This is a genomic window from Paenibacillus caseinilyticus, assembly GCF_027533645.1.
Classification (GTDB): domain Bacteria; phylum Bacillota; class Bacilli; order Paenibacillales; family NBRC-103111; genus Paenibacillus_G; species Paenibacillus_G caseinilyticus.
In genome coordinates this window covers 290,193-314,922 of the sequence record NZ_JAQAGY010000006.1, presented here as the reverse complement: position 1 = coordinate 314,922, position 24,730 = coordinate 290,193, and the positions used below count along the sequence as shown (strand labels likewise).

At 58.3% G+C, this 24,730-nt stretch carries 25 protein-coding genes; 22 read left to right on the top strand and 3 right to left on the bottom strand.

Annotated elements, in window-relative coordinates:
* The first annotated feature begins 499 nt into the window (after window positions 1–499).
* From O9H32_RS12325 to gndA, 6 genes are all read left to right on the top strand, one after another.
* Window positions 500–1,096, top strand: a complete 597-nt coding sequence (locus tag O9H32_RS12325; protein WP_269866387.1) for a hypothetical protein — start codon at window positions 500–502, stop codon at window positions 1,094–1,096.
* A 322-nt stretch (window positions 1,097–1,418) separates the two neighbouring features.
* A complete protein-coding gene (locus O9H32_RS12320) occupies window positions 1,419–2,429 on the top strand; it encodes a LacI family DNA-binding transcriptional regulator (protein WP_269866386.1) in 1,011 nt (336 codons plus the stop codon).
* Window positions 2,430–2,432: 3 nt separating this feature from the next.
* A complete protein-coding gene (locus O9H32_RS12315) occupies window positions 2,433–3,701 on the top strand; it encodes a lactate racemase domain-containing protein (RefSeq protein WP_269866385.1) in 1,269 nt (422 codons plus the stop codon).
* Between the two features lies 1 nt (window position 3,702).
* Window positions 3,703–5,253, top strand: coding sequence for a gluconokinase (locus tag O9H32_RS12310; protein WP_269866384.1), 1,551 nt, complete (start codon window positions 3,703–3,705; stop codon window positions 5,251–5,253).
* Window positions 5,254–5,272: 19 nt separating this feature from the next.
* Window positions 5,273–6,040, top strand: a complete 768-nt coding sequence (locus O9H32_RS12305; RefSeq protein WP_269866405.1) for an SDR family oxidoreductase — start codon at window positions 5,273–5,275, stop codon at window positions 6,038–6,040.
* Window positions 6,041–6,156: 116 nt separating this feature from the next.
* Entirely contained in the window at window positions 6,157–7,572 is a 1,416-nt protein-coding gene (gene gndA, locus O9H32_RS12300) for an NADP-dependent phosphogluconate dehydrogenase (protein ID WP_269866383.1), read from the top strand.
* A gap of 21 nt (window positions 7,573–7,593) precedes the next feature.
* On the opposite strand, the gene O9H32_RS12295 is transcribed toward gndA, so the two are convergent.
* Window positions 7,594–7,929, bottom strand: coding sequence for a hypothetical protein (locus O9H32_RS12295; protein ID WP_269866382.1), 336 nt, complete (start codon window positions 7,927–7,929; stop codon window positions 7,594–7,596).
* 186 nt (window positions 7,930–8,115) lie between these two features.
* Here O9H32_RS12295 and O9H32_RS12290 point away from each other — a divergent pair, with 186 nt between their 5' ends.
* On the top strand, window positions 8,116–8,628 hold the full coding sequence (locus tag O9H32_RS12290) for a shikimate kinase (protein WP_269866404.1): 513 nt from the start codon (window positions 8,116–8,118) through the stop codon (window positions 8,626–8,628).
* Window positions 8,629–8,676: 48 nt separating this feature from the next.
* Here O9H32_RS12290 and O9H32_RS12285 read toward each other — a convergent pair whose 3' ends face one another.
* Window positions 8,677–8,973 (bottom strand): rhodanese-like domain-containing protein, encoded by a 297-nt coding sequence (locus tag O9H32_RS12285; protein ID WP_269866381.1) that lies wholly within the window; start codon window positions 8,971–8,973, stop codon window positions 8,677–8,679.
* Between the two features lie 148 nt (window positions 8,974–9,121).
* On the opposite strand from O9H32_RS12285, the gene crcB reads away from it, so the two are divergent.
* From crcB to O9H32_RS12210, 15 genes are all read left to right on the top strand, one after another.
* Window positions 9,122–9,511 (top strand): fluoride efflux transporter CrcB, encoded by a 390-nt coding sequence (gene crcB, locus O9H32_RS12280; protein ID WP_269866380.1) that lies wholly within the window; start codon window positions 9,122–9,124, stop codon window positions 9,509–9,511.
* Window positions 9,511–9,888, top strand: a complete 378-nt coding sequence (locus O9H32_RS12275; RefSeq protein ID WP_269866379.1) for a fluoride efflux transporter FluC — start codon at window positions 9,511–9,513, stop codon at window positions 9,886–9,888. The genes crcB and O9H32_RS12275 overlap by 1 nt, the downstream gene beginning before the upstream one ends.
* 74 nt (window positions 9,889–9,962) lie before the next feature.
* The gene (aroA, locus tag O9H32_RS12270) at window positions 9,963–11,267 is read left to right on the top strand and encodes a 3-phosphoshikimate 1-carboxyvinyltransferase (RefSeq protein WP_269866378.1); all 1,305 of its coding nucleotides are present in this window, start codon (window positions 9,963–9,965) and stop codon (window positions 11,265–11,267) included.
* Window positions 11,268–11,353: 86 nt separating this feature from the next.
* Window positions 11,354–12,193 (top strand): C39 family peptidase, encoded by an 840-nt coding sequence (locus O9H32_RS12265; protein WP_269866377.1) that lies wholly within the window; start codon window positions 11,354–11,356, stop codon window positions 12,191–12,193.
* Window positions 12,194–12,284: 91 nt separating this feature from the next.
* The gene (locus O9H32_RS12260) at window positions 12,285–12,716 is read left to right on the top strand and encodes a CoA-binding protein (protein WP_269866376.1); all 432 of its coding nucleotides are present in this window, start codon (window positions 12,285–12,287) and stop codon (window positions 12,714–12,716) included.
* Window positions 12,717–12,718: 2 nt separating this feature from the next.
* The gene (gene thiE / locus O9H32_RS12255) at window positions 12,719–13,363 is read left to right on the top strand and encodes a thiamine phosphate synthase (RefSeq protein WP_269866375.1); all 645 of its coding nucleotides are present in this window, start codon (window positions 12,719–12,721) and stop codon (window positions 13,361–13,363) included.
* Between the two features lie 172 nt (window positions 13,364–13,535).
* Window positions 13,536–14,276, top strand: coding sequence for a hypothetical protein (locus O9H32_RS12250; protein ID WP_269866374.1), 741 nt, complete (start codon window positions 13,536–13,538; stop codon window positions 14,274–14,276).
* A gap of 158 nt (window positions 14,277–14,434) precedes the next feature.
* The gene (locus O9H32_RS12245; RefSeq protein WP_269866373.1) at window positions 14,435–16,324 is read left to right on the top strand and encodes a glucose PTS transporter subunit IIA; all 1,890 of its coding nucleotides are present in this window, start codon (window positions 14,435–14,437) and stop codon (window positions 16,322–16,324) included.
* Window positions 16,317–18,212 carry a phosphoenolpyruvate--protein phosphotransferase gene (ptsP, locus tag O9H32_RS12240; protein WP_269866372.1) on the top strand — a complete coding sequence of 632 codons (1,896 nt, stop codon included), beginning with the start codon at window positions 16,317–16,319 and terminating at the stop codon, window positions 18,210–18,212. Before O9H32_RS12245 ends, ptsP begins: the two co-directional genes overlap by 8 nt.
* 63 nt (window positions 18,213–18,275) lie before the next feature.
* Complete coding sequence (locus tag O9H32_RS12235) at window positions 18,276–18,809, top strand: type 1 glutamine amidotransferase domain-containing protein (protein WP_269866371.1); 534 nt, start codon at window positions 18,276–18,278, stop codon at window positions 18,807–18,809.
* Window positions 18,806–19,219: a VanZ family protein gene (locus O9H32_RS12230; RefSeq protein WP_269866370.1), complete on the top strand. Its 414-nt coding sequence runs from the start codon at window positions 18,806–18,808 to the stop codon at window positions 19,217–19,219. The genes O9H32_RS12235 and O9H32_RS12230 overlap by 4 nt, the downstream gene beginning before the upstream one ends.
* Before the next feature lie 191 nt (window positions 19,220–19,410).
* Window positions 19,411–19,830 (top strand): hypothetical protein, encoded by a 420-nt coding sequence (locus tag O9H32_RS12225; protein ID WP_269866369.1) that lies wholly within the window; start codon window positions 19,411–19,413, stop codon window positions 19,828–19,830.
* A 312-nt stretch (window positions 19,831–20,142) separates the two neighbouring features.
* Complete coding sequence (ccpA, locus tag O9H32_RS12220; RefSeq protein ID WP_269866368.1) at window positions 20,143–21,165, top strand: catabolite control protein A; 1,023 nt, start codon at window positions 20,143–20,145, stop codon at window positions 21,163–21,165.
* A 116-nt stretch (window positions 21,166–21,281) separates the two neighbouring features.
* The gene (locus O9H32_RS12215; RefSeq protein WP_269866367.1) at window positions 21,282–21,986 is read left to right on the top strand and encodes a 5'-methylthioadenosine/adenosylhomocysteine nucleosidase; all 705 of its coding nucleotides are present in this window, start codon (window positions 21,282–21,284) and stop codon (window positions 21,984–21,986) included.
* 39 nt (window positions 21,987–22,025) lie between these two features.
* Complete coding sequence (locus tag O9H32_RS12210; RefSeq protein WP_269866366.1) at window positions 22,026–23,411, top strand: glycine--tRNA ligase; 1,386 nt, start codon at window positions 22,026–22,028, stop codon at window positions 23,409–23,411.
* Between the two features lie 135 nt (window positions 23,412–23,546).
* Here the strand turns inward: O9H32_RS12210 and O9H32_RS12205 are convergent, their stop codons facing one another.
* Entirely contained in the window at window positions 23,547–24,722 is a 1,176-nt protein-coding gene (locus O9H32_RS12205; protein WP_269866365.1) for an acetoin utilization protein AcuC, read from the bottom strand.
* Window positions 24,723–24,730: the final 8 nt, after the last annotated feature.

Here is a 24,730-nt window from a genome sequence, read left to right as displayed (position 1 = left end):
GGTTCCCACCGCCCCGCTACCGGACTTTCGGGAGAAGAGATAGGGATAGCTTGCCCGGCAGCTCTGCCGTGAACCGCGACCTTCGGTCCGAGGTGCGGGAACTTACGGATAGAGAGGATTGTCAGGGAATACGCCGGCTTCTCGCGGCAGATTTTGGAATCGTTTTCAGCAGCTCGATTTCTCTTGTTTCGACTGCAAATCCCACTGTTCGTCATCCGGAACATGCCCAAGCCCCGTCTGGGTTGACAGCGCTTACCCCTTGTATGCAGGCGCAAAAAAATAGGTGCGCGGAAATTAAAAAAAAGACAATAATCCAAGTTGCTAAATCATATGATTCATAATAAGATAGGAGTAAGAAACTGAATAGTCTGAAAATTCAATCGAAGAGGTTGCAGCTTGGATCCAGTCCTCGATCCGCCACCAACAGTACCCGGCGCAGCAGGATCTGCCGCTTACACCGAAGCTCGATTCTGCCGACACCAACCAGGAGGGGATTGCCGTGAGTAAGAGTCATGAAGTGGAGTATTGCAACCTTGAGTTACGATTTGACCGTCGGCTAATCCGTAACTTTATTAAGACGCTGATCCAGGAAGGGTACTCCCTCTACTGGAACGAAAGCGACCAGCAGTTCATCGTTTCCATTCGGACCGGACGGAAGCTCGTGAAGCTGAGATTTCAGCGGATCGGCGAACGATATAAGATCGTAGGCAACTATTCCTTCAAGGATGAGAAGCTCGGCGAGCTTATGGAGAAAATGATCGGCGATACCCGCGGTCATGCCGTCGTCAAGCGCTTTAAGGATCGTCAAATCTTAATTGAAAACATCATGTTCGGGGAGATCATCCGCATGGTGGAAATTTCGGGGGTGGAACATAAGGTGCTCTTTCAAAAGGAACCGGTGGTAACGGTGGAGGAAATGATGCAGGCGTTCCGGTCCAGACGGCCGGAAGAGCGGATTCCGGTGCTCCGGCTGGAGCTGGATTACGAACTTTCCACTTTGTATGATGCGCTGGAGTCGGGTGATCACGAACAAGCGGAGGCAAGTAAAGATAAGCTGAAGGGGCTGCGGCATGAGATGTTACTGCTTGAAATGTAAGAGGAAGGGTTAGAGCGGTCTGTGTCCCGTACACAGGCCGTTTTTTTATTGGCATTACAGAAACTATACGGAGCTGTCTATCTACGGAGCAGGTCCTTGGATGAACGCCGGAGGCCGTTATTCTAACGCCGCCTCCCATAGGGGATGCCCGGAAGGCCCCCTTCCTTGGGAAGGAGTCGCCATATATAGGGGAACCTAGTTCCAGGGAGGGGATAAGTGTCCCGTACGCAGCAAAAAACGTTCATTTTGAGGGGAAGTCCTGCAAAAAATGAACGTTGTTAACGTGTGCAACTGTGTGCTATCATGAATTCGAGGTGGTAGAATGAGCGTTACGATCAAAGACATTGCCCGGCTTGCGGGCGTCTCGCATACCACGGTATCGCGGGCGCTTAACGACAGCCCTCTGATCAATCCGGAGACCAAAGAGCGCATTCACGCCATCGCGGATTCGTTGAACTATACGCCAAATTACAACGCGCGTTCTCTCGTATTGGATCGATCATACAACTTGGGCCTATTTTTTTCAACTCTGCATGCGGGAACATCCGCGGGGTTTCTCTATGAAGCGATCAAGGGCGTCAACGACGTCATTCAAGATAATTACAATCTGATCGTCCGCGGGATCGACGATTACAAAAGCTTCCATAAAGTCAACCGCAAAAGCTTCGACGGCATTATCGTCATGAGCCAGAGCGCAAGCGACCAGGAATTCATCGAATACGCTTCCGCGAAGGAGATTCCGCTCGTGGTGCTGAACCGTCCGGTGGAAGGGGTCGAGGTGATGAACCTGCTGCCCGACGACAGGGGAGGGGCCTTCCGGCTCGCCGAGCATCTGCTCGAGCAGGGGCACCGCCGAATTGCGCTCATCGAGGGCAAGGCGGGCTTCAAGTCCTCCCAGGCCCGGAGGGAAGGGTTCCTGGAGGGGCTCGCGAAGCATGGCGTATCGATGGACGAGAGCCTGATCGTGCCCGGAGAGTACAATCTCGAGAGCGGGTACCTCGGCATGGGCCGCCTGCTCGATCTGCCCGAGCGGCCGACCGCCGTGTTCTGCTCGAACGACGATATGGCGCTCGGGGCGGTCAAAGCCGTGACCGAACGGGGACTGAGCGTGCCCGGCGACATCTCGGTAGCCGGCTTCGATGATCATCTGTTCTCGGGGTTCATGACCCCGGCTCTCACTACAGTGCGGCGTCCGATCGAAGAGATCTCGCGGGCGGGAGCCGAGAGGCTGCTTACTTTTATTGACAACAAAGTGGTGGAGAAGTCCACCGTTCTGTTCCATACGGAGCTCGTCATCCGCGACTCCGTCCAATCCATCGAGGGAGGCCGTTAAGCCATGAGCATTCTCAACAAGCTGCTCGAAGATATTCCCGTACCGCAGGTCGTGCGGATCCGCCAGAAGTTCGACGGCACGAAGCTGGAGAACCCGGCCGAAGATTTGAAACGCGAGCTCGGCAAGCCCGGGGCGATCGATACCATCAAGCCGGGCATGCAGGTGGCCGTAGCCGTCGGCAGCCGCGGGGTGGCTAACATCGACGCGCTGACGAAGACGACGATCGACGCGATCAAGGAAGCGGGAGGGCATCCCTTCATCGTTCCGTGTATGGGCAGCCACGGCGGCGCTACGGCGGAAGGACAGCGGGACGTGCTCCACCACCTCGGCGTAACTGAGGAGGCGATGGGCGCACCGATCCGCTCGACGATGGAGGTCGTGAAGATCGACGAGCTTCCGAACGGTCTGCCGGTCTACGTCGACAAGTATGCGTCCGTTGCGGACGCGATCGTCGTCATCAACCGGGTGAAGCCGCATACTGCCTTCCGCGGCCGGATCGAGAGCGGGATCATGAAGATGATCTCCATCGGCCTCGGCAAGCAGAAGGGAGCGGAAGCGTGCCACCAGCTCGGATTCAAGTATATGGCCGAGAACGTGCCGGCGATGGCGCGGATCATGCTCGATAAGCTGCCGATCTTCTTCGGCGTAGCGGTCGTCGAGAACGCGTTCGACGAGACCTGCATCGTGGAGGTGCTGCCGGCAGCCGACATCGAGGAGCGCGAGATGGTGCTGCTTGAGGCGGCCAAAGCCCGGCTGCCGAAGATCCTCTTCGACCAGATCGACGTGCTCGTCATCGATTACATCGGCAAGAACATCAGCGGCGACGGCATGGACCCCAACATCACGGGCCGCTATCCGACGCCATATGCGCACGGGGGACCCGACGTATCGAAGATGGTTGTGCTCGACCTGACGCACGAGACGAACGGCAACGCCAACGGGGTGGGGACGGCCGACTTCACGACGCAGCGGCTCGTCGATAAGACAGACCTGCCGGCCACGTATGCGAACGGGCTGACTTCCACCGTCTGCGCGCCGACGAAGATCGCGACGACGCTTGCGAACGACGAGCTGGCGATCAAGGCGGCCGTGAAGACGTGCAACATTCTCGATTACACGAAGTGCCGCATGGTCCGTATCCAGGACACGCTGCATCTCGGCGAGATCGAGATCTCGGTCAACCTCCTCGAGGAAGCGAAGCTGCACCCGGACATCGAGATCCTCACGGAGCCGTACGATCTGCAATTCAACGCGGAAGGGAACCTGAGATAAGATGACGCAGCTATCCAAACCCTACATTATCGCCGCGGATATCGGAACGACGTCCGCCAAGACGCTCGTGATCGACCGGGACGGACGGGTTCTCGCTTCCCACGCGGTGGAATACCCTCTCTATACGCCAAGGCCGGATATCGCGGAACAGGACCCGGACGAGATCTTCCAGGCCGTGGTTACCGCCATCCGGGCGGTGGTCGGCAAGGCGGGCGTGCTGCCCGGGCAGGTGCTCTGCGTCTCGTTCTCTTCGGCGATGCACAGCCTGATCGCCGTTGACCGGGAACTGCATCCGCTGACCCAGTGCATCACCTGGGCGGATAACCGCAGCGTAGGCTATGTCAAGGGGCTGCGCGAGTCGAACGGTTTGGACATTTACCGGGCGACCGGCACCCCGATCCACCCGATGTCCCCGCTGCTCAAGCTGATGTGGATCCGCGACAACCGCGCCGATCTGTTCGAGAATGCCTATAAGTTCATCGGCATCAAGGAGTATGTGTTCGCGAAGCTGTTCGGCGAGCTCGTCATCGACTATTCCATCGCCAGCGCTACCGGCCTCTTCAACCTGAAGGCGCTGGAGTGGGACCGCGATGCGCTTGCAGCCTGCGGTGTGCGTGAAGAGCAGCTCTCCCGGCCGGTCTCCACCACCTACACGCTGCAGGGGATGGCGCAAGAGTACGCAGTGTCGATGGGCCTCGCGGCCGACACGCCGTTCGTCGTCGGCGCCTCCGACGGCGTGCTGGCGAACCTCGGAGTCGGGGCGTTCGAGCCCGGCGTGTATGCGGTAACGATCGGCACGAGCGGCGCCGTCCGCGGCGTCGTGCGCGAGCCGGTCACGGATCCGAAGGGGCGCCTGTTCTGCTACGCGCTGGCCGATAACTTCTGGGTGGTCGGCGGCGCGATCAACAACGGCGGGATCATGTTCCGCTGGGTGCGCGACCAGCTGGCGACCGCTGAGGCCGAGGAAGGACGCCGCCGGGGCATGGACCCGTACGATTACCTGACCTCGCTGGCCATGGAGGTTGCGCCGGGCTCCGACGGCCTCATCTTCCTGCCGCTGCTGGCAGGAGAGCGCGCACCGTATTGGAATGCGAATGCGCGCGGCGTATTCTTCGGCATGTCCCTGTACCACCAGAAGAAGCATATGATCCGCTCTGTGCTCGAAGGGGTCATGTACCGCATCCATTCAGTGAACAGCGCCCTCGAGGAGCTCGTGGGGCCGACGAAAGAGATCCGCGCATCGGGCGGCTTCGCGAACTCTCCGTTCTGGCTGCAGATCATGGCGGACGTGCTCGGCACGCCGGTTGCGGTCCCGAATACGATCGAGAGCTCGGGTCTTGGCGCCGCGCAGCTCGGCATGCTGGCGCTCGGCGAGATCAAGGATTTCTCAGGCGTGTATGACTGGATTCAGGTGAATCAGTCCCTAAAGGCAAGTATTCCGACCCATGAAACCTACAAACAGTTGACAAGCATTTATAATCGTGTGTACCATCAGTTGAAGGACGAGTTCGACGCGATCGCCGCCTTCCAGCAGATGTACACCAAATCCTAGGAGGTACACTCAAGTGGCGATGAACTTATTCGATCTTACAGGCAAGACGGCTGTCGTGATCGGCGGCAACAGTACGCTGGGCGGCTCTATGGCCGTGGCGCTTGGAGGGCACGGAGCGGATGTGGCCGTGGTCGGCCGCAACCAGGAGAAGGCCGAAGAAGTGGCAAAGGCCGTGGAAGAGGCGGGCGGACGGGCGAAGTGCTTCGCTGCCGACGCCACGAATCCGGAGGACTTGAAGAAGGTGCTGGCGGACGTGCTGGCCTGGACGGGACGCTGCGACATTCTGATGAACTGTCCGGGGAAGAATTCCCCGACCCCTTTCTTCGACTTGACCATGGACGAATGGGACTCTATCATGGAAGTGAACCTGAAGAGCGTTGTACTCGCGTGCCAAATCTTTGGGAAGCATATGGTGGAGCAGGGCGAAGGCGGCAGCATTATCAATATTTCGTCGGTTTCTTCGGATCCTCCGCTGTCCCGCGTGTTCACGTATTCGGCATCCAAAGCGGCCGTCAACAACGTGACGAAGTTCCTCGCACGCGAATTCGCGCCGGCGCGGGTACGCGTCAACGCCATTATTCCGGGCTTCTTCCCGGCGGAGCAGAACCGCAAGATTCTGTCGCCGGAACGCACGGAATCCATTATGCGCCATACCCCGATGAACCGGTTCGGCGATGCGGAGGAGCTTCAAGGCGCCGCCGTGTATCTTGCTTCCGACAAGGCTTCGAGCTTCGTCACCGGTTCGCTGCTGCGTGTCGACGGGGGTTACGGATCGATGACGATCTAGGAGACGGCTGCAGGGGACAGGCACTCCGCAAATACCGGGTGCCGGGTGCCCTGCAGCCGGTTCAGGCATGGTTTCGAGAGGTAAATAAATAGAGAATAGGAAGGATGAGAATCCAAATGTCCAAACAGCAAGTCGGTGTCATCGGCCTCGCAGTCATGGGTAAGAATCTCGCACTCAATATCGAAAGCCGGGGGTTCACGGTATCTGTGTATAACCGCTCCCGTGAGAAGACGGATGCGCTTCTCGAAGAAGCCCAAGGCAAGAATTTGGTAGGTACATACAGCGTTGAAGAATTCGTGGCTTCCCTTGAAACGCCGCGCAAAATATTGATCATGGTCCAGGCGGGCTCCGCTACGGACGCAACAATCGAGTCCCTGATCCCGCATCTGGATCAAGGCGACATCATCATCGACGGGGGCAACGCCTACTTCCCGGATACGCAGCGCCGCAGCGAATCGCTTGAGGCGCAAGGCTTCCGCTTCATCGGCACCGGTGTATCCGGCGGCGAAGAAGGCGCGCTGAAAGGCCCGTCGATCATGCCGGGCGGACCGAAAGACGCCTATGAGCTGGTTGCACCGATCCTGACGGCCATCTCGGCCAAAGTGAACGGCGATCCTTGCTGCACCTACATCGGACCGGGCGGTGCGGGCCACTACGTGAAGATGGTGCACAACGGCATCGAGTACGGCGACATGCAGCTGATCTGCGAAGCGTACCAGCTGCTGAAGGATGTGCTTGGCGTATCGACGGAACAGCTGCACGAGATTTTCGCCGAGTGGAACAAAGGCGAGCTTGACAGCTACCTGATCGAGATCACGACAGATATCTTCTCGAAGAAAGATCCGGAAACGGGCAAGCCGATGGTCGATGTGATTCTGGATTCCGCCGGCCAGAAGGGTACAGGCAAATGGACCTCCCAAAGCGCGCTCGATCTGGGTGTGCCGCTGTCCATCATCACCGAGTCCGTCTTCTCCCGTTTCCTCTCCGCTATGAAGGAAGAGCGCGTAGCGGCAAGCAAGGTGCTTCAAGGGCCGGCGGCTTCGTCTTACGACGGAAATGCGGCTGACTTCATCGAAGCGGTACGCAAAGCGCTGTATGCGAGCAAAATCTGCTCCTACGCACAAGGCTTCGCCCAGATGCGTGCGGCAAGCGAAGAATACAACTGGAGCCTCGACTATGGCTCCATCGCCATGATCTTCCGCGGCGGCTGCATTATCCGTGCCCGCTTCCTGCAGAACATCAAGGATGCGTACGACAAAAATCCGGAGCTGCGCAACCTGCTGCTCGACGAGTACTTCCAAGGTGTCGTCCAGAACTACCAGGACGCTTGGAGAAACGTGGTAGCTGAGGCCGTCAAGCGCGGTATTCCGGTACCGGCCTTCGCATCGGCGCTGGCTTACTATGACAGCTACCGTACCGAGCGTCTTCCGGCGAACCTGCTGCAGGCGCAGCGCGACTACTTCGGAGCCCACACGTTCAAGCGTGTAGACAAAGAAGGCACGTTCCACTTCCAGTGGATGGACCAGCAGTAAGACAGGAGCGGATGGCCGGTCTTACCGGCGGTGCATCGTAGGTTCTTCCGGCGGACACAGCCCGTAGGCGGCTTCGCTGACCCAGGCTTTCAGCCGGTCCGCTTCCTGGTCGAACCCGTTGCGCCGCTGAATGACCATCAGCGCGATCTCCGCGAAATATCTAAAGTTCTGCATTAAGCGTGGCTGGGGAAGATCCATGAGATTCGGGTCTTCCTCAGCCACCTTTTTTTTGATATATTCCAGCATCCATACGATATCGTCCTTGCACAGCGGAGTCGAGGGATCGAGGATCTGCTGAACCTTGGAGCCGGCCGGCGGGCGGAGAGGTGCGGGCGCAGGGCAGGGGGGATGGGACATGCTGGTGTTCTCCTTTCGGTGTGCGGCTGCAGCGCCGCTGTGGATCTTGCCGAGCGGATTCTGTATGAATCTGGAAGCGGGAAGATACATCCTCCATCTTATGTTTTTGACTGGCTTTCTATTCACGTCGGTCCAAGCTGTGATATGATAGGGAGAGTTTACCTAGTGGAGAAGAGGGTGCTGGAAGTGAACTGCCGCAACATCGTATTGATCGGAATGATGGGAACGGGAAAGTCCACCGTGGGACAAGCACTGGCTGCCCAGCTGGGGTGGCGCTTCGTGGATACCGATGCCGTCATTGAACGGAATACGGGGAAGACGATTCCGGAATTATTCGCCAGTGAGGGAGAAGCGTACTTCCGCGAGGCGGAACGGGAGGCGGTCGCAGCTGTGCTGCAAAGCAGCGGACAGATCGTGGCCACTGGAGGGGGAGCCGTGCTCCGCGAAGAGAACCGGGAGGCCATGAAGGAAGGCGGCCTCGTGGTGGCGCTGCTCGCGTCACCCGAGAAGATCATCGAGCGGGTGCGCACCGATACGAACCGGCCGCTGCTGCAGGGGAACCTGGAGGAGCGGGTGCATACGCTCGCCGAGAACCGCAGGGAAGCCTACGGCTTTGCGGATCTGGCCGTGGATACGTCGGAGCTGGATGTCGAATCGATCGTAGACGAGATACGGAAGCACGCCAAAGACGCGTCCTGACGGACGCGCCTTCCGTGTCCACGTCCCTCGGACGGGAGTCCAGAGAACTCAGTCTCCCTGCTCCCAGGCGAGCATGCCGCCGGACATGTTCTTCAGGCCCTGGAGTCCTTGGGCCTGCAGATATTCATAAGCGCGTCCGCTGCGGTTGCCGCTGCGGCATACGAGCACGGTCTCGCCGCGCTGGGGGATCTCGCCCATTCGCTCCGGCAGGGTCATCAAGGGAATGTGGATCGCGCCGGGAATCATGCCCGACGCCACTTCCTCGTCCTCACGCACATCCACGATATCCAGCTTCTCGCCGCTGTCTAACCGGCGTTTCAATTCCTCGGGGGTAATGGTTTGCATGGCTCAGTGCTCCTTTGCTTCATCGGAAGAGTAGGGCGGCAGCCGTCAGGGCCGGCCGACATTCCCATTCATCATAAGAAACTTGCCCCTTGCCTGTCAAACGGCGGGAGTAAGCAGTACTCGGAAGGAAGGAGGCTGGCATCTGACGATGACCGTATGGTTTGTGGGAGCGGGAGGGGCGGCGGGCGCGTTGGCGCGGTACGGGCTGTCACTGCTGTTTAATCCATCCGCTTCCGGCTCCGCCGTCCCGTGGGGAACGCTGCTATGCAATCTGCTTGGCTGCCTGCTGCTCGGCTGCTTAGCCTATGCTCCGAAGCTTGCGCTTTATCCGAACCGCAAGGCGTTCCTGACCACGGGATTCATTGGAGCGTTCACGACGTTCTCGACGCTGAGCCTGGAGATGGTGCGCCTGCTGGAGTCGAGCGCCTGGCTGCAGGCAGGAGTTTACGCCGGGTTGTCCTTCTTCGGGGGACTTGCCTGCATCAGGCTCGGCCGCGGATTCCATAGGCTTACCGCAAGAGAGGAATCTGCCGAATAATGTCGAATGTGTATATTACCCTAGCTTATGTAGGCATCGGAGGCTTTGTCGGCGCGGTATCCCGCTACGGGCTGACCCGCTTCGTCTCCCGCTTTCTGTCTGCTTGGCCCTTAGGTACGCTGATCATTAATGTGACAGGCGCCTTTTTGCTCGGTATCTTGACCGGCGCCCATGTCTCCCGGGAAGCCGCCCTGCTGCTCGGCAGCGGGTTCGCCGGAGCCTACACCACCTTCTCAACGTTCCAGCTGGAGAGCGAGTCGCTGCGCAGCGAAGGACGGGGCGGCGCTGCGCTGCTGTATCTCCTGCTGACCTATCTGCTTGGCGGGGGAGCGGCTTTCGCAGGGTATATCCTTGCTTCCCCTGGGCTGTCATTTTGAGGCTGTGCTGTTCTTATTTCATTCGTATTCGTATTGTTCACTATTCTCTATTTTGAAGGAGAGATACATACCGCATGAAGGCTATTGTCAAACCGACCCAGAGACTGGAAGGGACCATCAACGCCCTGTCCTCCAAAAACTATACGACGCGTTATCTGCTGATCGGGGCGCTGGCGGACGGAACGTCTACGGTCCAGTATCCGGCGCATAGCGAGGACAGCGATGCGATGCGCCGCTGTATCCGCGATCTCGGTGCAGTTCTCGAAGAAGACGACGAGAAGATGACGATCCGCGGCTTCGGCCGTCACCCGAGAGACGTCAAGGAGCTCGATGTCGGCAATGCCGGCGCCGTGCTGCGCTTTCTGATGTCCGTAGCGGCGTTCTGCCCGGAAGTGACGTTCATCAACCGCTATCCGGATTCCCTCGGCAAGCGGCCGCATGACGATCTCATCGAGTCCCTCGGCCAAATGGGCGTCGAGGTCGAGCACAGGGACGGCAAGCTGCCGATTACGATCCGCGGCGGGAAGCCCCGCGGCGGCAAGATCACCGTCTCCGGCAATGTCAGCTCCCAGTTCCTGAGCTCGCTGCTCTTCGCGGCACCGCTGCTGGAGGAAGACAGCGAGATTACCGTACTCCACGATCTGAAGTCCAAGGTGATCGTAGGCCAGACGCTCGAAGTCATCGCGCAGGCCGGCATCACGATCGAAGCATCCGAAGATCTCATGCACTACCGGATTCCGGGCGGGCAGCAGTACAAGCCGCAGAACTACGTAGTACAGGGCGACTATCCGGGCTCCGCAGCGATCCTGGCCGCGGCTGCCGTAACGCACTCGGATGTCCGCGTACTGCGTCTGCCGGAGGAGAGCCGCCAAGGCGAGCGGGCTGTAGTGGATGTGCTCCGCGCTATGGGCGTGCAGCTGACTCACGAGAATGACGTCGTGCATGTCCGCGGGAACCAGACCCTGAAGGCCGGCGAGTTCGACGGCGATCACTTCACCGACGGGGTACTTGCCATGGTCGCGGCGGCGGTGTTCGCCGAAGGGACCTCCCGCTTCTATAATGTCGAGAACCTGCGCTACAAAGAATGCGACCGCATCACGGATTTCCTGGCGGAGCTTCGCAAGGCAGGCGCCGATGTGGAGGAACGCCAGAGCGAGATTATCATCCACGGGCGTCCGCAGGGCGTAAGCGGCGGTGTGGAGATCAATGCCCACTACGATCACCGTGTGATTATGGCCCTAACGATTGTAGGCCTGCGTTCCGATAAAGGTCTTATCATCAATGACGCGCATCATGTGGCGAAGTCTTATCCCCAGTATTTCGACCATTTGTTGTCGCTCGGCGCACAGATTGAACTGGTACAAGAGGAAGAACACTAAACCGGGAGGCCACGGGGATCAGCGTACCGCCGCCCGGCGATCTTCCTGACATCTTAGAATCCACAAACGGGAAGGCGGTGCAGGCTGTGAAAGCAGCAGTAATTGTATGGAAAGGGATGCAGGTGACGATGGGGATGTTTCTCATCGCGGGCCTCTTGTTTGCCAGCGGGGTTTTCTCTGTACTTCTGTACGATAAACTGACCGTCCAGGCGGAAGCGTCAGTCATTCTCCCGGCAGCCGCGGTTGCCGAGATGACCTTGGCGTCGCAGCCTCTTCCGGCAGACGGTCCCGGCGCAGAAGCAGCCCCGGCCCCGGTGCAGGCGCCGTCCCGTGCGATGCTTGATGCGCCTTTGGTCCTGCAGAAGCCCGAGCTTCCCTCCGGGTGCGAATTGACGTCGCTGACGATGCTTCTGCAATATTACGGCGTGAAGAAGACCAAGATGGAGCTGCTGCCGGAGATGAAGCGGGATACGACGCCGATCACCTACGGGGCTAACGGCGCGGTCTCGTATTGGGGCAACCCCAATACCGGGTTTGTAGGCGAGATTACGGGAGCGGGCAAAGGGTTCGGCATTTACCATACGGCCCTGTTCGAGCTGGCGCATAACTATATACCGACAGCGGTGGATCTGACCCGGGAGCCGTTCTCGGCAGTGGAGCAGCAGTTGCTAAGCGGCGTGCCAGTCGTCGTATGGACGACGATCGATTTTAAAGTGCCGCAGAAGTGGAGCGTGTGGGATACGCCGATCGGGCCGATCAAGACCACGTTCATGGAGCATGCGGTGCTCATGGTTGGTTTCGACGAGAACAACGTATATGTGAACGATCCCCTGTCCGGCCTGAGCAAGAAGGCGATCGACAAGAAGCAGTTTCTGGCCACCTGGGAAGCGATGGGGCGGCAGGCGATTTCATATACGAAGCCTTAACCTTATTAAGAATCCTTAAACCTTACACGAACCCTAGTCTTGTACGAAGGCATCATACTGAAGGCCAAAGAGCCAAAGGAGTGAGCGTAGTATGGCATTCGAAAATCCGTCGCGGGAACGTATCAAAGAAATTCTGAGCGGGGCTGCAAATATTGCCGTCGTGGGCTTGTCCGACAAACCGGACCGCACTTCTTACATGGTCGCCGAAGCGATGCAGAAGAAGGGCTACCGGATTATCCCCGTGAATCCTACTGTTGAAGGAACGATTCTCGGCGAGACCTGCTATCCTTCTTTGACGGCGATTCCGGAACCGGTTGACATCGTCAACGTGTTCCGCCGCAGCGAACAGACGATGCCTGTAGCCGAAGAGGCTGCAGCTATCAAAGCCAAGGTATTGTGGCTGCAGCTCGGCATTGAGAATGAAGAGGCGGCCCGGATCGCCGGGGATGCAGGGCTCGAGGTCATCATGGACCGCTGCATCAAGGTCGAGGATTCGATTCTGCTGCCCGGCGGGAGGAAATAGCGTTGTATCAATCCACGCTGAATGAAACGCTTGCCGTGTACCTGGTCACCGGGACCGAGGGGTACGGCGGGAGATCCGCCGCGGAGATCGTCCGCGAAGCGCTCTCGGGAGGCGTCACGCTGGTGCAGCTTCGCGAGAAGACGGCCCCTCTGCGTGATGTGCTGCCGGCCGGACGCGAGATCCGCTCCTTATGCCGCAGCGCAGGCGTTCCCTTCGTGGTGAACGACCGCGTCGATCTGGCGCTGCTGCTGGAAGCGGACGGCGTGCATGTCGGCCAGGATGATCTGCCTGGCGGGGAAGCACGCAAGCTGCTGGGCCCGGAGGCCATTCTCGGGATCTCGGCTGGCACGATGGAAGAGGCTGAGTGGGCCGTCTCGCAAGGGGCGGACTATCTCGGGGTAGGTCCTGTGTATGCGACCGCGAGCAAGGGAGACGCGGGGGAAGCGATCGGTACGGAGCTCATCCGGCGGATCCGCGCCCGCTGGCCCCGGCTTCCGCTCGTCGGGATCGGCGGCATCCATAAGGGCAATGCGGCGCCTGTCTTCGAAGCTGGAGCGCAGGGAGTAGCCGTGATCTCGGCTATTACGCGGCAGACCGATCCGCGGGAAGCGGCGCGCGGCCTCTTTGAAGCTGCGCGGGGGGAATAGCCGCCGCCGCTTCATCATTGAAATTTTTTCGGGATATCGGCACTTTATACCCAAAGAATAGTTATAAAAAAAATCCTCCTTGAAGACAATAAGAAAGGCTTCTGGAAAGGGCGGGTCCGAGCATGGGCTGCACCGGAAGACTTTTGAATTGAAATCCAAGGAGGATTTTTTCATGTACAACCAACAAGGCTTTCAAAACAGCTTCCAAAACCAGATCGGCGCAGGTTTTGGCCAAGCAAACTCCCAGTACCGCGGGCTGGAGACAAAATACCAGCCGGTCGGCAACGTGCAGTCCCAGTATAACCAATCCTTGGGTCAAAGCGCTCAAAGCAGCCAATTCGGCTTGAACGCTTCCTCGCTGAGCAGCAGCCTCGGCGCTTCTTCGCAGTCTTACAGCCAATTCCAAAGTCCGCAATCGTACCACACGGCGAGCTACCGCGGCAACCAGCCGGGCCATGATGCCTACCTGCGTGCGGATTCCACGCAGCCGGCTCAAAGCCAATTCGGTCTGGGCGCTTCTTCCCTGAACAGCTTCGGCTCCTCCTCGCAGGCGCAGTACAGCCAATTCCAAAGCCCGCAGTCGTACCACACGGCGAACTACCGCGGCAACCAGCCGGGCCACGATTCTTACCTGCGTGAGGATTCCAACCAACCGGCCCAAAACCAATTCGGCATGGGTGCTCAAAGCTTCAGCGCCCCATACAGCAATTCGTCCTTCGGCCTTTCCCAGAACCAAGGCTTCGCTTCTTCGCAGTCTTACAACCAATTCCAAAGCCCGCAGTCGTACCACACGGCGAGCTACCGCGGCAACCAGCCGGGCCATGATGCCTACCTGCGTGCGGATTCCACGCAGCCGGCCCAAAGCCAATTCGGCCTGAGCGCTCAAAGCTTTAATAACCGCTACCAATTCTAGTCTTTCCTTAAGAGAGAAAGGCGGGCGACAGCCCGTCTTTTTTGCTGTTTCCAATAGAAGGAAACAAGGCTGGGGACCCCTGCCCCTGCGGGGGACGGCGGTTTGACAAAAAACGCCTGTGGCTTTACCATCGTAATAAGAAAGGGGGAACGGCCTGTTTGAACTGGATGGGGAATTTACAGCAGCTTGGCCGGTCGCTCATGCTGCCGACCATTACGCTGCCTGTGGCAGCGCTTTTGCTGCGTCTGGGAACGCTGCCTTGGAGCGAGGCCGGCATGCCCCGGATCGGTGAAATTCTTCTGCTGCTGGGCGGCAGCATCTTTACGTATTTGCCGCTGATCTTCGCGGTGGGCGTTGCGCTCGGTCTCACCGAAAGCGCGGGGATCGCCGGCATGTCGGCACTCATCGGGCATTATATGTTCTCGGAGTCGCTGCAGCGGTATTTGGGAGAGTCCTTTCAGCTTGGCGTGCCGGGCGGGATTCTGATCGGGCTGATCGCGGCGGTCATCTATCACAGGGTGAAGCACGTTCAGTTACCGGAGTCGATCCAATTCTTCGGCGGACCGCGGATGGTGCCGCTCATTATGGGACTAGCGATCTTCCTGCTCGTGCTCCTGGTTCTAAGCATAGGTCCGCTGCTGGAGAGCGGCATGCAGGCGGTAACGGATTTCATCTTAGGGCTCGGCGGATTCGGCACGTTTCTGTACGGGATTATTCACCGGCTGCTCGTTCCTTCGGGACTTCATCATGTGTTTAATAACTTCTTCTGGTTTCAACTCGGGGCGTACGAGGCCGATGGACAGCCGGTGTTCGGCGACCTGCCGAGATTCTTCGCGGGCGATCCGCAGGCGGGGATCTACATGGCCGGCTTATACCCGATTATGATGTTCGCTCTGCCGGCCATCGCGCTCGCCATTATCCATGAAGCCCGGGAAGACCTCAAGCCGAAGATCCGGGCTACGTTCCTGACGGCGGCCTTCGCGTGCTTCTTGACGGGTGTGACCGAACCGATCGAGTTCGCATTCCTGTTCGTGGCCCCTTACCTGTTCGTGGGGCATGCGATCTTGTCGGGGCTTGCCATGTGGATTGCTTATGCGCTCGACATTCATCACGGCTTCTCCTACTCTGCGGGGGCGATCGATTTTCTCATTAACCTGCATCTGTCGAAGAACGGGCTGCTGCTGATTCCGATCGGCATCGCCTACGGGCTCGTGTATTACGTCCTCTTCCGCTGGGCGATCCGCCGGTTCCGGCTCCCTACGCCCGGCCGCGAAGAAGGCTCCCAGCTCGAAGAGTGGGCCGGCGATATTCCGTACCGCTCCCCGCTGATTCTTCAGGCGCTTGGAGGCAAAGAGAATATTAAGAACATCGAGTCCTGCATTACCCGGCTGAGGCTCACGCTGGTGAACGACCGCCAGATGGATATTGCGGCTCTGAAGCACCTGGGGGCGGCCGGGGTGATCCGGCTCGGCGGAGGCAACGTGCAGGTCGTGTTCGGGACCTACTCCGAGCTGATCCGCGAAGAGATTATCAAGGCCCGCGGCAAAGATATTCAGCAGGTCATGTTCTCATCGCCGATGCAGGGGCGTATGATTCCACTAGACGAAGTGCCGGACAAGATCTTCGCGGGCAAGCTGGTAGGCAACGGCGTCGCGTTCCTTCCGGACAAAGGCGAGCTGGTGGCTCCGGTAGCCGGGCGGATCATGCATATGTATCCGACGCTTCATGCGCTCGGGATCGAGACGGAACAGGGGCTGCAGGTGCTGCTGCATATCGGAATCGATACCGCCGGCCTGCAGGGCAAATATTTTACGTCCCATGTGAAAGAAGGCGACCAGGTGGAGGCGGGACAACTGCTAGTTCGATTCAATCTTCAGAAGGTGAAAAACAACTGCAAGTCGCTTGCCACGCCGATGCTGATCACCAACGTCGACGTGGTCAAGTCTTGGAGCTTCGCTCCGTTCAAAGCTGTCAAGAAAGGGCAGGCTTCCGTCATGTCGGTCGTGCTCAAGAATGTCGAGGCAGAGGGAGGGAAAGCGCATGGTTGAGGGAATCGGAGCATCATCCGGCATCGCGATGGGCAAAGCGTTCGTCATTCCGACCTGGGAATGGGACTTTCCCGACAAGCTGATCGACGTGACGGACCTGGCCTACGAATTCGAGCGGCTGTATGACGGGATCCGCCATTCGAAGAGCGAGATCGAGCAGATCAAGCAGGAGTTCGTCAGCGTGCTCGGCGAGGAGCAGACCCAGATCTTCGACGCCCATCTTGCGATTCTCGAGGATCCCATCTTCATGAGCGAAGTGCAGGGCATCATGCAGCGGCAGTACAAAGCCGCCGAGGTGGCGGTGAAGGAAGCGATCGAGAAGTTCGTGAACATGTTCGATCTGCTCGACGATACGTATATGAAGGAAAGGGCGCTCGACATCAAGGATGTCGGCAACCGGCTGCTGAAGCATCTGCTTGGTGCGCTGGAGGAGACGCTCCCGCCGAAGGACCAGCCGTATGTCCTCGTGGCCAAGGAACTTCAGCCTTCGCAAATGGTGCATCTGGATGTGAATCAGGCGCTCGGCGTCGTGACGATGCTGGGGGGCAAGACGTCCCATGTGGCGATCATGGCCCGGGCGATGGGCGTCCCCTATGTACTGGGGCTGGAGGGCAAGCTGTCATCCCCGATCCAGACTGGGGATTACCTGATCATCGACGGGGATGAAGGCATTGTCTACGTCAATCCCGGCGAGCATGTCGTAGAGCGCTACAAAGCGCGCAAAGCCAACTGGAATGCGATGCAGGAAAGCCTGCAGAAGCTCGCTCATCTGCCGAGCCGGACGCGGGACGGATGCCAGGTGAATCTCGCGGCGAACATCTCGTCGGTGAAGGAATTGGCGCATGTCATCTCGAATAATGCATCGGGCGTGGGGCTGTTCCGCACGGAGTTTCTGTACATGGACCGCAGCTCCTTCCCTCCCGAGGAAGAGCAGTATGCCGTGTACCGGGAAGTGGCCGAGCGGCTGAACGGCCGGCCGGTGGTTATCCGCACGCTGGATGTCGGGGGCGACAAGAATCTCGACTATCTCGCGCTGCCGGAAGAGGAGAACCCGTCGCTCGGTTACCGGGCCATCCGGATCTCGCTGGACCGGACGGATTTGTTCAAGACCCAGCTGCGCGCCATATTAAGAGCGAGCCATTACGGATATGTGAAGATCATGTACCCTATGATTTCTTCCCTGGACGAACTTCGCCGCGCGAATCTGGTGCTGGAAGAGGCCAAGCGGGAGCTCGATGAGGCGAATATTCCTTACCGGGCTGATATTGAGGTCGGCATCATGATCGAGCTGCCGGCGGCCGTCATGATCTCGGAGCTGCTTGCACAGGAAGTGAACTTCTTCAGTATCGGCACCAACGACCTCGTTCAATACGTACTGGCCGTAGACCGGATGAACGAGCAGGTCGCCCATCTCTACGACCCGTTCCATCCCGCGGTGCTGCGTATGCTGAAGTTGACGGCCGACAATGCTAGGCTGCACGGTACGCATGTCAGCGTCTGCGGAGAGCTTGCCGGAGATATCCGGGCGCTGCCGATCTGGCTGGCTCTCGGGATCACCGAGCTCAGCATGTCTGTCCAGTCGATCCTGAAGGTGAAGAATTCCCTTCTGCAGAGCAGCAGGAGCGACGGTCCGGGGATCTGGACAGCGCTCGCGCCCTGCCCGAGCAGCGCGGCCGTCACGGAAGTGCTCGGCAGGTACATGAAGTCGGGCCTGGCCGAAGACAAGACAGGGGAGCGGCCCGGACCGGGCAAGACCGCAGCGCCCCAGGCTCCGGATACGCCCGGCCAACCGCAGACACAGGATCCCGAGGCTTCCGTTTCGGCAGACGGGCATGCCGGAGCGACGGAAACCCCCAAGCCGTCGCATCCTGCCGGCGAATACTGCTGAGGAATGCCGGGGAGCCGGGTTGAGCATTTATATCATACACGAAGTATAGGAGGAGAATGTACGATGGAGTTGAAAGGAAACCGCGTGCTGGCATTTGTGGATGAGGAATTTGAAGATTTGGAGATGTGGTATCCGGTGCTGCGTCTGCGCGAAGCCGGGGCCGAGGTGCACCTGGCCGGACCGAAGAGCGGGACGGTATACCACGGCAAATACGGCGTCCCTTTGACGACGGAATATGCGCTGGATGAAGTGAAGTCCGAGGATTACATCGGGCTGTATGTCCCCGGAGGCTGGGCGCCCGACAAGCTGCGCCGTTACGCTTCCGTCCTGCGGCTTACCCGCGAATTCCACGAAGCCGAGAAGCCGATCGCCCATATTTGCCATGCGGGCTGGGTACTGGCCTCCGCGAAGATTTGCCAAGGCTACACGATGACTTCGACGCCGGGCATCAAGGATGATCTCGAGAATGCCGGTGCGATCTGGGTTGATCAGGAAGTCGTGGTTGACCGCAACATCGTATCGGGCCGCCGGCCGCCGGATCTCCCGGCGTTCAGCAAAGCGTTCGTGGATGTGCTCGCCGCTTACCTGAACAAGTGAGGGGGCTGGTCCGTTGGCTGCCGGCCTTGGTGTGGATGGCGGTTATTTACTACTTTTCTTCCCGTACAGGAGATGATCTGGACGGCTGGCTGTCCGTGTTCCGTCAGTGGTTTCCGGCGCTGGAGAGCTTCGACTTCGGACACTTCATTTCCTATATGATCTTGGGATGGACGCTCCTGTGGGCCTTCCGTCCCAAGAGGCTGTCCGCGGCCGTCAAGCTGGGGATCGTGCTGCTCTGTTTTTTGTACGGCATCACGGATGAATACCATCAATCTTTTGTGCCGCGGCGCTCGGTTTCCCTGACAGATCTTCGCAACGATGCCATCGGCGCAGCCATCGGCATGCTGCTGCTGTATATCCCGCCCCTGCGGCGGTTATACGCCAAAGCGGCCTATGCTAAATATTACTAACGTCCCTCCGGCAGGAGATTGGGCAGACAGGTAGAATATTTTTACCTATGTGAAAATTACAGATTCGAATCGCATGCTCAGCACGTTTCCGGGATCTGTATTTTCCGATGTACGGCCCCGCTGCCCCCGCAGGCGGTTCGGAGGCGTTCATCCCAGGTCTGCTTGTTGTCTCTAATTAAGGAGTGGTATCGTTGCAGAAGCTATGTAAATGCGGAAAACAAATGAACATCCGGCTTCGGACCGTTATGTATCAGAATAAGGTGGAGATCGAGAACGTGCCGATCTTCTCCTGCGAGTCCTGCAGCCGCAACGAAGTATTCGCCGAGATCAAACCCGAGCTTACGGGTCTCATCGGGGCGCTGGGCGGCAAGCCCGGCAAACAACAGGTGCTGTTCGATGAAATCAGCGAAGTCGCCCATCTGATGGTGAAGGTCACAGAGAAGAGCCGGGCTTCCGATCCGGTGGAATTCATCATTCAGGACCGTATAAATGAACTGCTGGATCTGCTGCTCCTGGCCCAGTCGCTGGCTGATCAGGCCTGGATCGACGACGTCCGCAAGCGGCTCGAGCAGATCACGAAGCATTCTTTTGCCGTGCAGGATTTGAAGTAAGCAGCGGGCCATTCCGCCTGCCCGTGACCCTAACCTATCCCGGCCCGGTTTGTGGGCTCGGGGACATCCGGATGGGTCCCTAGTCTTCCTGCTCCTTCTTTTCTGTACTCCATGCCGCTATGCCGCGGGCTCTTGTCAGCGGCGTCCAGCGTTCCTTCCGGGAAAGCCGCTGCTCTGCAGTTGGCTTTTTTGGCATGGATTTGATACTATATACATAGGACTAGCCTTATATTCGTTGCGTACCTGAGCAATTTGTCGTATGATAAGGCTAAATGACATGATCGCTTTAATACATTTTAAACATTGGAGAGAATGGCCGTGACTGTGACAATTTATGATGTAGCCAGAGAAGCAGGCGTTTCCATGGCAACCGTTTCTCGGGTTGTCAACAACAATCCGAACGTGAAGCCACAGACGCGCAAGAAAGTGTTCGAAGCGATCGAGCGTTTGGGCTACCGTCCGAATGCTGTAGCGAGAGGCCTGGCCAGCAAGAAGACGACAACCGTCGGCGTGGTCATTCCTGATATCTCCAACTCCATATTCTCCGAAGTTGCCCGCGGGATCGAGGATATCGCTAACATGTATCACTACAATATCATCTTGTGTAACGCGGATAAGAAGAAAGAAAAGGAAATCCGTGTCATCAATACGCTGCTCGAGAAGCAGGTAGACGGGCTGCTCTTCATGGGCGGCGCGGTCACGGAAGATCATATCCAAGCGTTCAAGACGTCTTCGGTACCGGTGGTGCTCTGCGCGACAGCGGATGAACAGCGGGCGATTCCATCGGTCGATATCGATCATGAGAAAGCAGCGCTTGACGCCGTAAACGTTCTCTTGCAGAACGGACATACCCAGATTGCCATGATCTCCGGCACGCTCCAGGATCCGGCGAATGGTTATGCACGTTATCAGGGTTACCGGAAGGCGCTGGAAGCGGCGAATATTCCGATCAATGAGGATTATGTGCGTATCGGCAACTACCGTTATGAATCCGGTCTCGAAGTGACGAAGCACTTCTTAGAACTGGACGAGCGTCCAACAGCAATCTTCGCCGCAACGGACGAAATGGCGATCGGCGCGATACATACCCTTCAGGATAACGGGCTTAAGGTGCCCGAAGATATGTCCGTCATCTCTGTGGATAACATTCGAATGGCATCCATGGTTCGGCCGCTTCTGACCACCGTAGCTCAGCCGATGTATGATATCGGGGCTGTGGCGATGCGTCTGCTGACCAAGCTGATGAACAAAGAAACGAAGGATGCTTCCGAATTGACCCAGGTGATTCTGCCGCACGAAGTCATTCATAGAAACTCGGTGGCTCAACGTTCTTAGTGAGCCACTTCTTTTTGTCGCAAGGCAATGGGGGACTTAGGCAGGCGTTTGCAAGAAGATTTTTGTAAGCCAATTTTTGGAAATAAATGCATCGCCAGAGGGGGAGGGAAACGTTCGTGAGTTATAGCAAAGTCGGCGTGATCGGCGCGATGAAGGAAGAAATTGAACTCTTTCACGAGGGAATGAAAGATGTCAGGGAGAGCGTTAAAGCCGGAATCACCTTCTACGAGGGGACCTTCCATGGACGCTCCATCGTGTTATGCAAGTCCGGCGTGGGCAAAGTCAATGCGGCTGTTACGACGCAGATTCTCATCGATCTTTTTGGGGTGGCAGCCGTGCTGTTCACCGGCGTGGCCGGAGCCGTGGATCCGGAGCTGAATGTGGGCGACATCGTTGTGTCGACCGAGTGTCTTCAGCATGACATGGATGTGACGGCCCTCGGATTCCCGCGGGGCACGATTCCTTACGAGGCCACTTCCCTGTTCGCCGCCGACGAGAAGCTTCGCCGGTTGGCCGCGGAAGTCAGCAGCGAGCTGTTCGGCGGGCGGGTCAAGGAGGGGCGCGTGCTCTCCGGCGACCAGTTCATCTCCAGCCGCGAGACGGTCGGCCAGCTGTATAGCGAGCTGAGCGGCGCCTGCACGGAGATGGAAGGCGCAGCGGTCGCTCAAGCCTGCACAATGAACGGCATTCCGTTCGTGATCATCCGCTCCATGTCCGACAAAGCGGATGGCTCGGCGCATGTGAATTTTGCTGAGTTTACGCAGCAAGCATCGGAGAATTCGTTCCGCATTATCGATGGAATGCTCCAGCGGCTCCCGTAATCGGACCGCAGTTACATACTCAGAAGGAGAGTTGCCAATATGTCTTCCGTAACCATGGATCAAATCACGGCTCTTGCCAAACACCGCGGGTTCGTCTTCCCGGGTTCCGAAATCTACGGCGGTCTAGCCAATACGTGGGATTACGGCCCACTCGGCGTTGAGCTGAAGAACAATATCAAGCGGGCCTGGTGGAAGAAGTTCATTCAGGAATCCCCATATAACGTAGGCCTGGATGCAGCGATTCTGATGAATCCCCAAGCGTGGGTTGCTTCCGGACACGTGGGCAACTTTAACGATCCGATGATCGACTGCAAGCAGTGTAAAGTACGCCACCGTGCGGACAAGCTGATCGAGAACGCGCTGGGCGAGAAGGGCATCGAAATTATCGTGGACGGCATGACGTTCGCCGATATGGAGAAGCTGATTGCCGAGCACCACATTGTGTGCCCTGACTGCGGTGCTATGGATTACACGGATATCCGTCAATTCAACCTGATGTTCAAAACGTTCCAAGGCGTAACCGAATCCAGCGCCAACGTGGTATACATGCGTCCGGAAACGGCCCAGGGGATTTTTGTCAACTTCAAGAATGTGCAGCGTACGATGCGCAAGAAGATGCCTTTCGGTATCGGCCAAATCGGCAAATCGTTCCGCAACGAAATTACGCCGGGGAACTTCACGTTCCGTACGCGCGAGTTCGAACAGATGGAACTTGAATTCTTCTGTAAGCCGGGCGAGGACATGAAGTGGTTCGAATACTGGCGCGCGTTCTGCCGCGATTGGCTGCTGAAGCTCGGCATGGGCGAGAGCAGCATCCGCCTGCGTGACCATAACGAGGACGAGCTGTCCCATTACAGCAACGCCACGACGGATATCGAGTACAAGTTCCCGTTCGGCTGGGGCGAGCTGTGGGGCATCGCAGACCGTACGGACTACGACCTCAAGCAGCATATGACCCACTCCGGCGAGGACTTCAACTATATCGAGCAGGAAACAGGCGAGCGTTACATCCCTTACTGCATCGAACCATCGCTGGGTGCGGACCGGGTAACTCTGGCCTTCCTGATCGATTCGTACGAAGAGCAGCAGCTCGAAGGCGATGACAAGCGGACCGTGCTTCATCTTCACCCGGCCTTGGCGCCTTACAAAGCAGCGATCTTCCCGCTGTCGAAGAAGCTCTCTGAAGGGGCGCACCAGGTATTTGCCGATCTGGCGAAGAACTTCCTCGTCGATTACGATGAGACGGGATCGATCGGCAAACGCTACCGCCGTCACGACGAGATCGGTACGCCGTTCTGCATCACCTATGATTTCGAGTCCGAGACGGACGGCCAAGTGACCGTACGTGACCGCGACACGATGGAGCAGACACGGATGCCGATCAGCGGATTGAAGGCATTCATTGAGAGCAAACTAGAGTTCTAAGTTGCTTTACATCACGATGACAGAAAAGCCCGCGGCCATGAGGTCCGCGGGCTTTTTGGTATATGGGAAGAAGGTGGAGGAACGGATGAATTCACGGCAAGAGAGCAGTTACTAGGGACGGGAGAGTCTGGAGAGCTATAGATACAGCATCGCAATCTCCTTGGTCTGCCGGTTCTTCGCCGTAATCTCCGCCCGCCGCGGCATCGGTGTCCAGGTGTCCACCGGATCCAGCCAGGTGGAGGGAAGCTCTTCCTCGCAGAAGGGCTGCCAGGCTTCCACCCAGTCTGAGGGGAGGGGGAGGGCCGCATCCGCTTTCATCGCTTCCCGGAGGGGATGCTCGGTCATCTCCAGCCAGAGCAGGCTCCAAGCCCGGGGGACGACCCGCCAGATATCGTAGCCGCCGCCGCCGAGCGCAACCCAGCGGCCTTCGCAGTACTCGTGGGCTAGCCGGTGAATGAGCGCCGGCATGGCGCGGTAGATTTCCATGCTGCAGTGCACATGGGCCAGCGGGTCATACGCATGCGCATCGCAGCCATGCTGGGAGACGATGAGGTCCGGCCGGAATTGGGCCGCTGCCTTGAGAAGCACCTCCTCAAAGCATTCGAGCCAGGAGGCGTCTTCCGTGTAGGGTTCCACCGGGACATTGATGGAAGTGCCGAAGCCCGTATCTTCTCCCCGCTCCTGCACGGCTCCCGTGCCGGGGAAGAGATATTTGCCGGTTTCGTGGATGGAGAATGTGCAGACCTCAGGGTCCGTATAGAAGCTCCATTGAACCCCGTCGCCATGGTGAACGTCCGTATCGATATAGAGCACCCTGGCGCCGTACTCACACTTGGCATGTTCGATTGCGACGGAAGCATCATTGTAGACGCAGAATCCCGCTCCTTTGCCCGCCAGGGCATGGTGAAGCCCGCCGCCCAGGTGGAGGGCGTGCTCCCGGCGTCCCGACATTACGGCATCCACCGCTTGAACGGAGCCGCCCACAACGGTGGAGGTGACTTGATGCATGCCGTGAAAGTGCGGTGTATCTTCAGTATCCAGCCCATACGCGGCGGCACGCCGAAGCCAGGCTTCTTCGGGGGACGGCTCGCTGAGGGCGATCACCGCCTCCACGTACTCCTTGGAGTGAACCGTGCACAACTTTGCCGGATCCACCGCCAGAGGCGGCTCGATACAGGACTCGGGGAGTGCCCCGGCCCGGCGCAGCAGATCCACGGTCAGCAGCAGTCGCTTTTGATTAAAAGGATGTTCGTCATTGAACCGGTATGCGGTTTCGTTCTCATCGTAAATAAACAAAGCTTGTCGCTCCATGGCTTCCT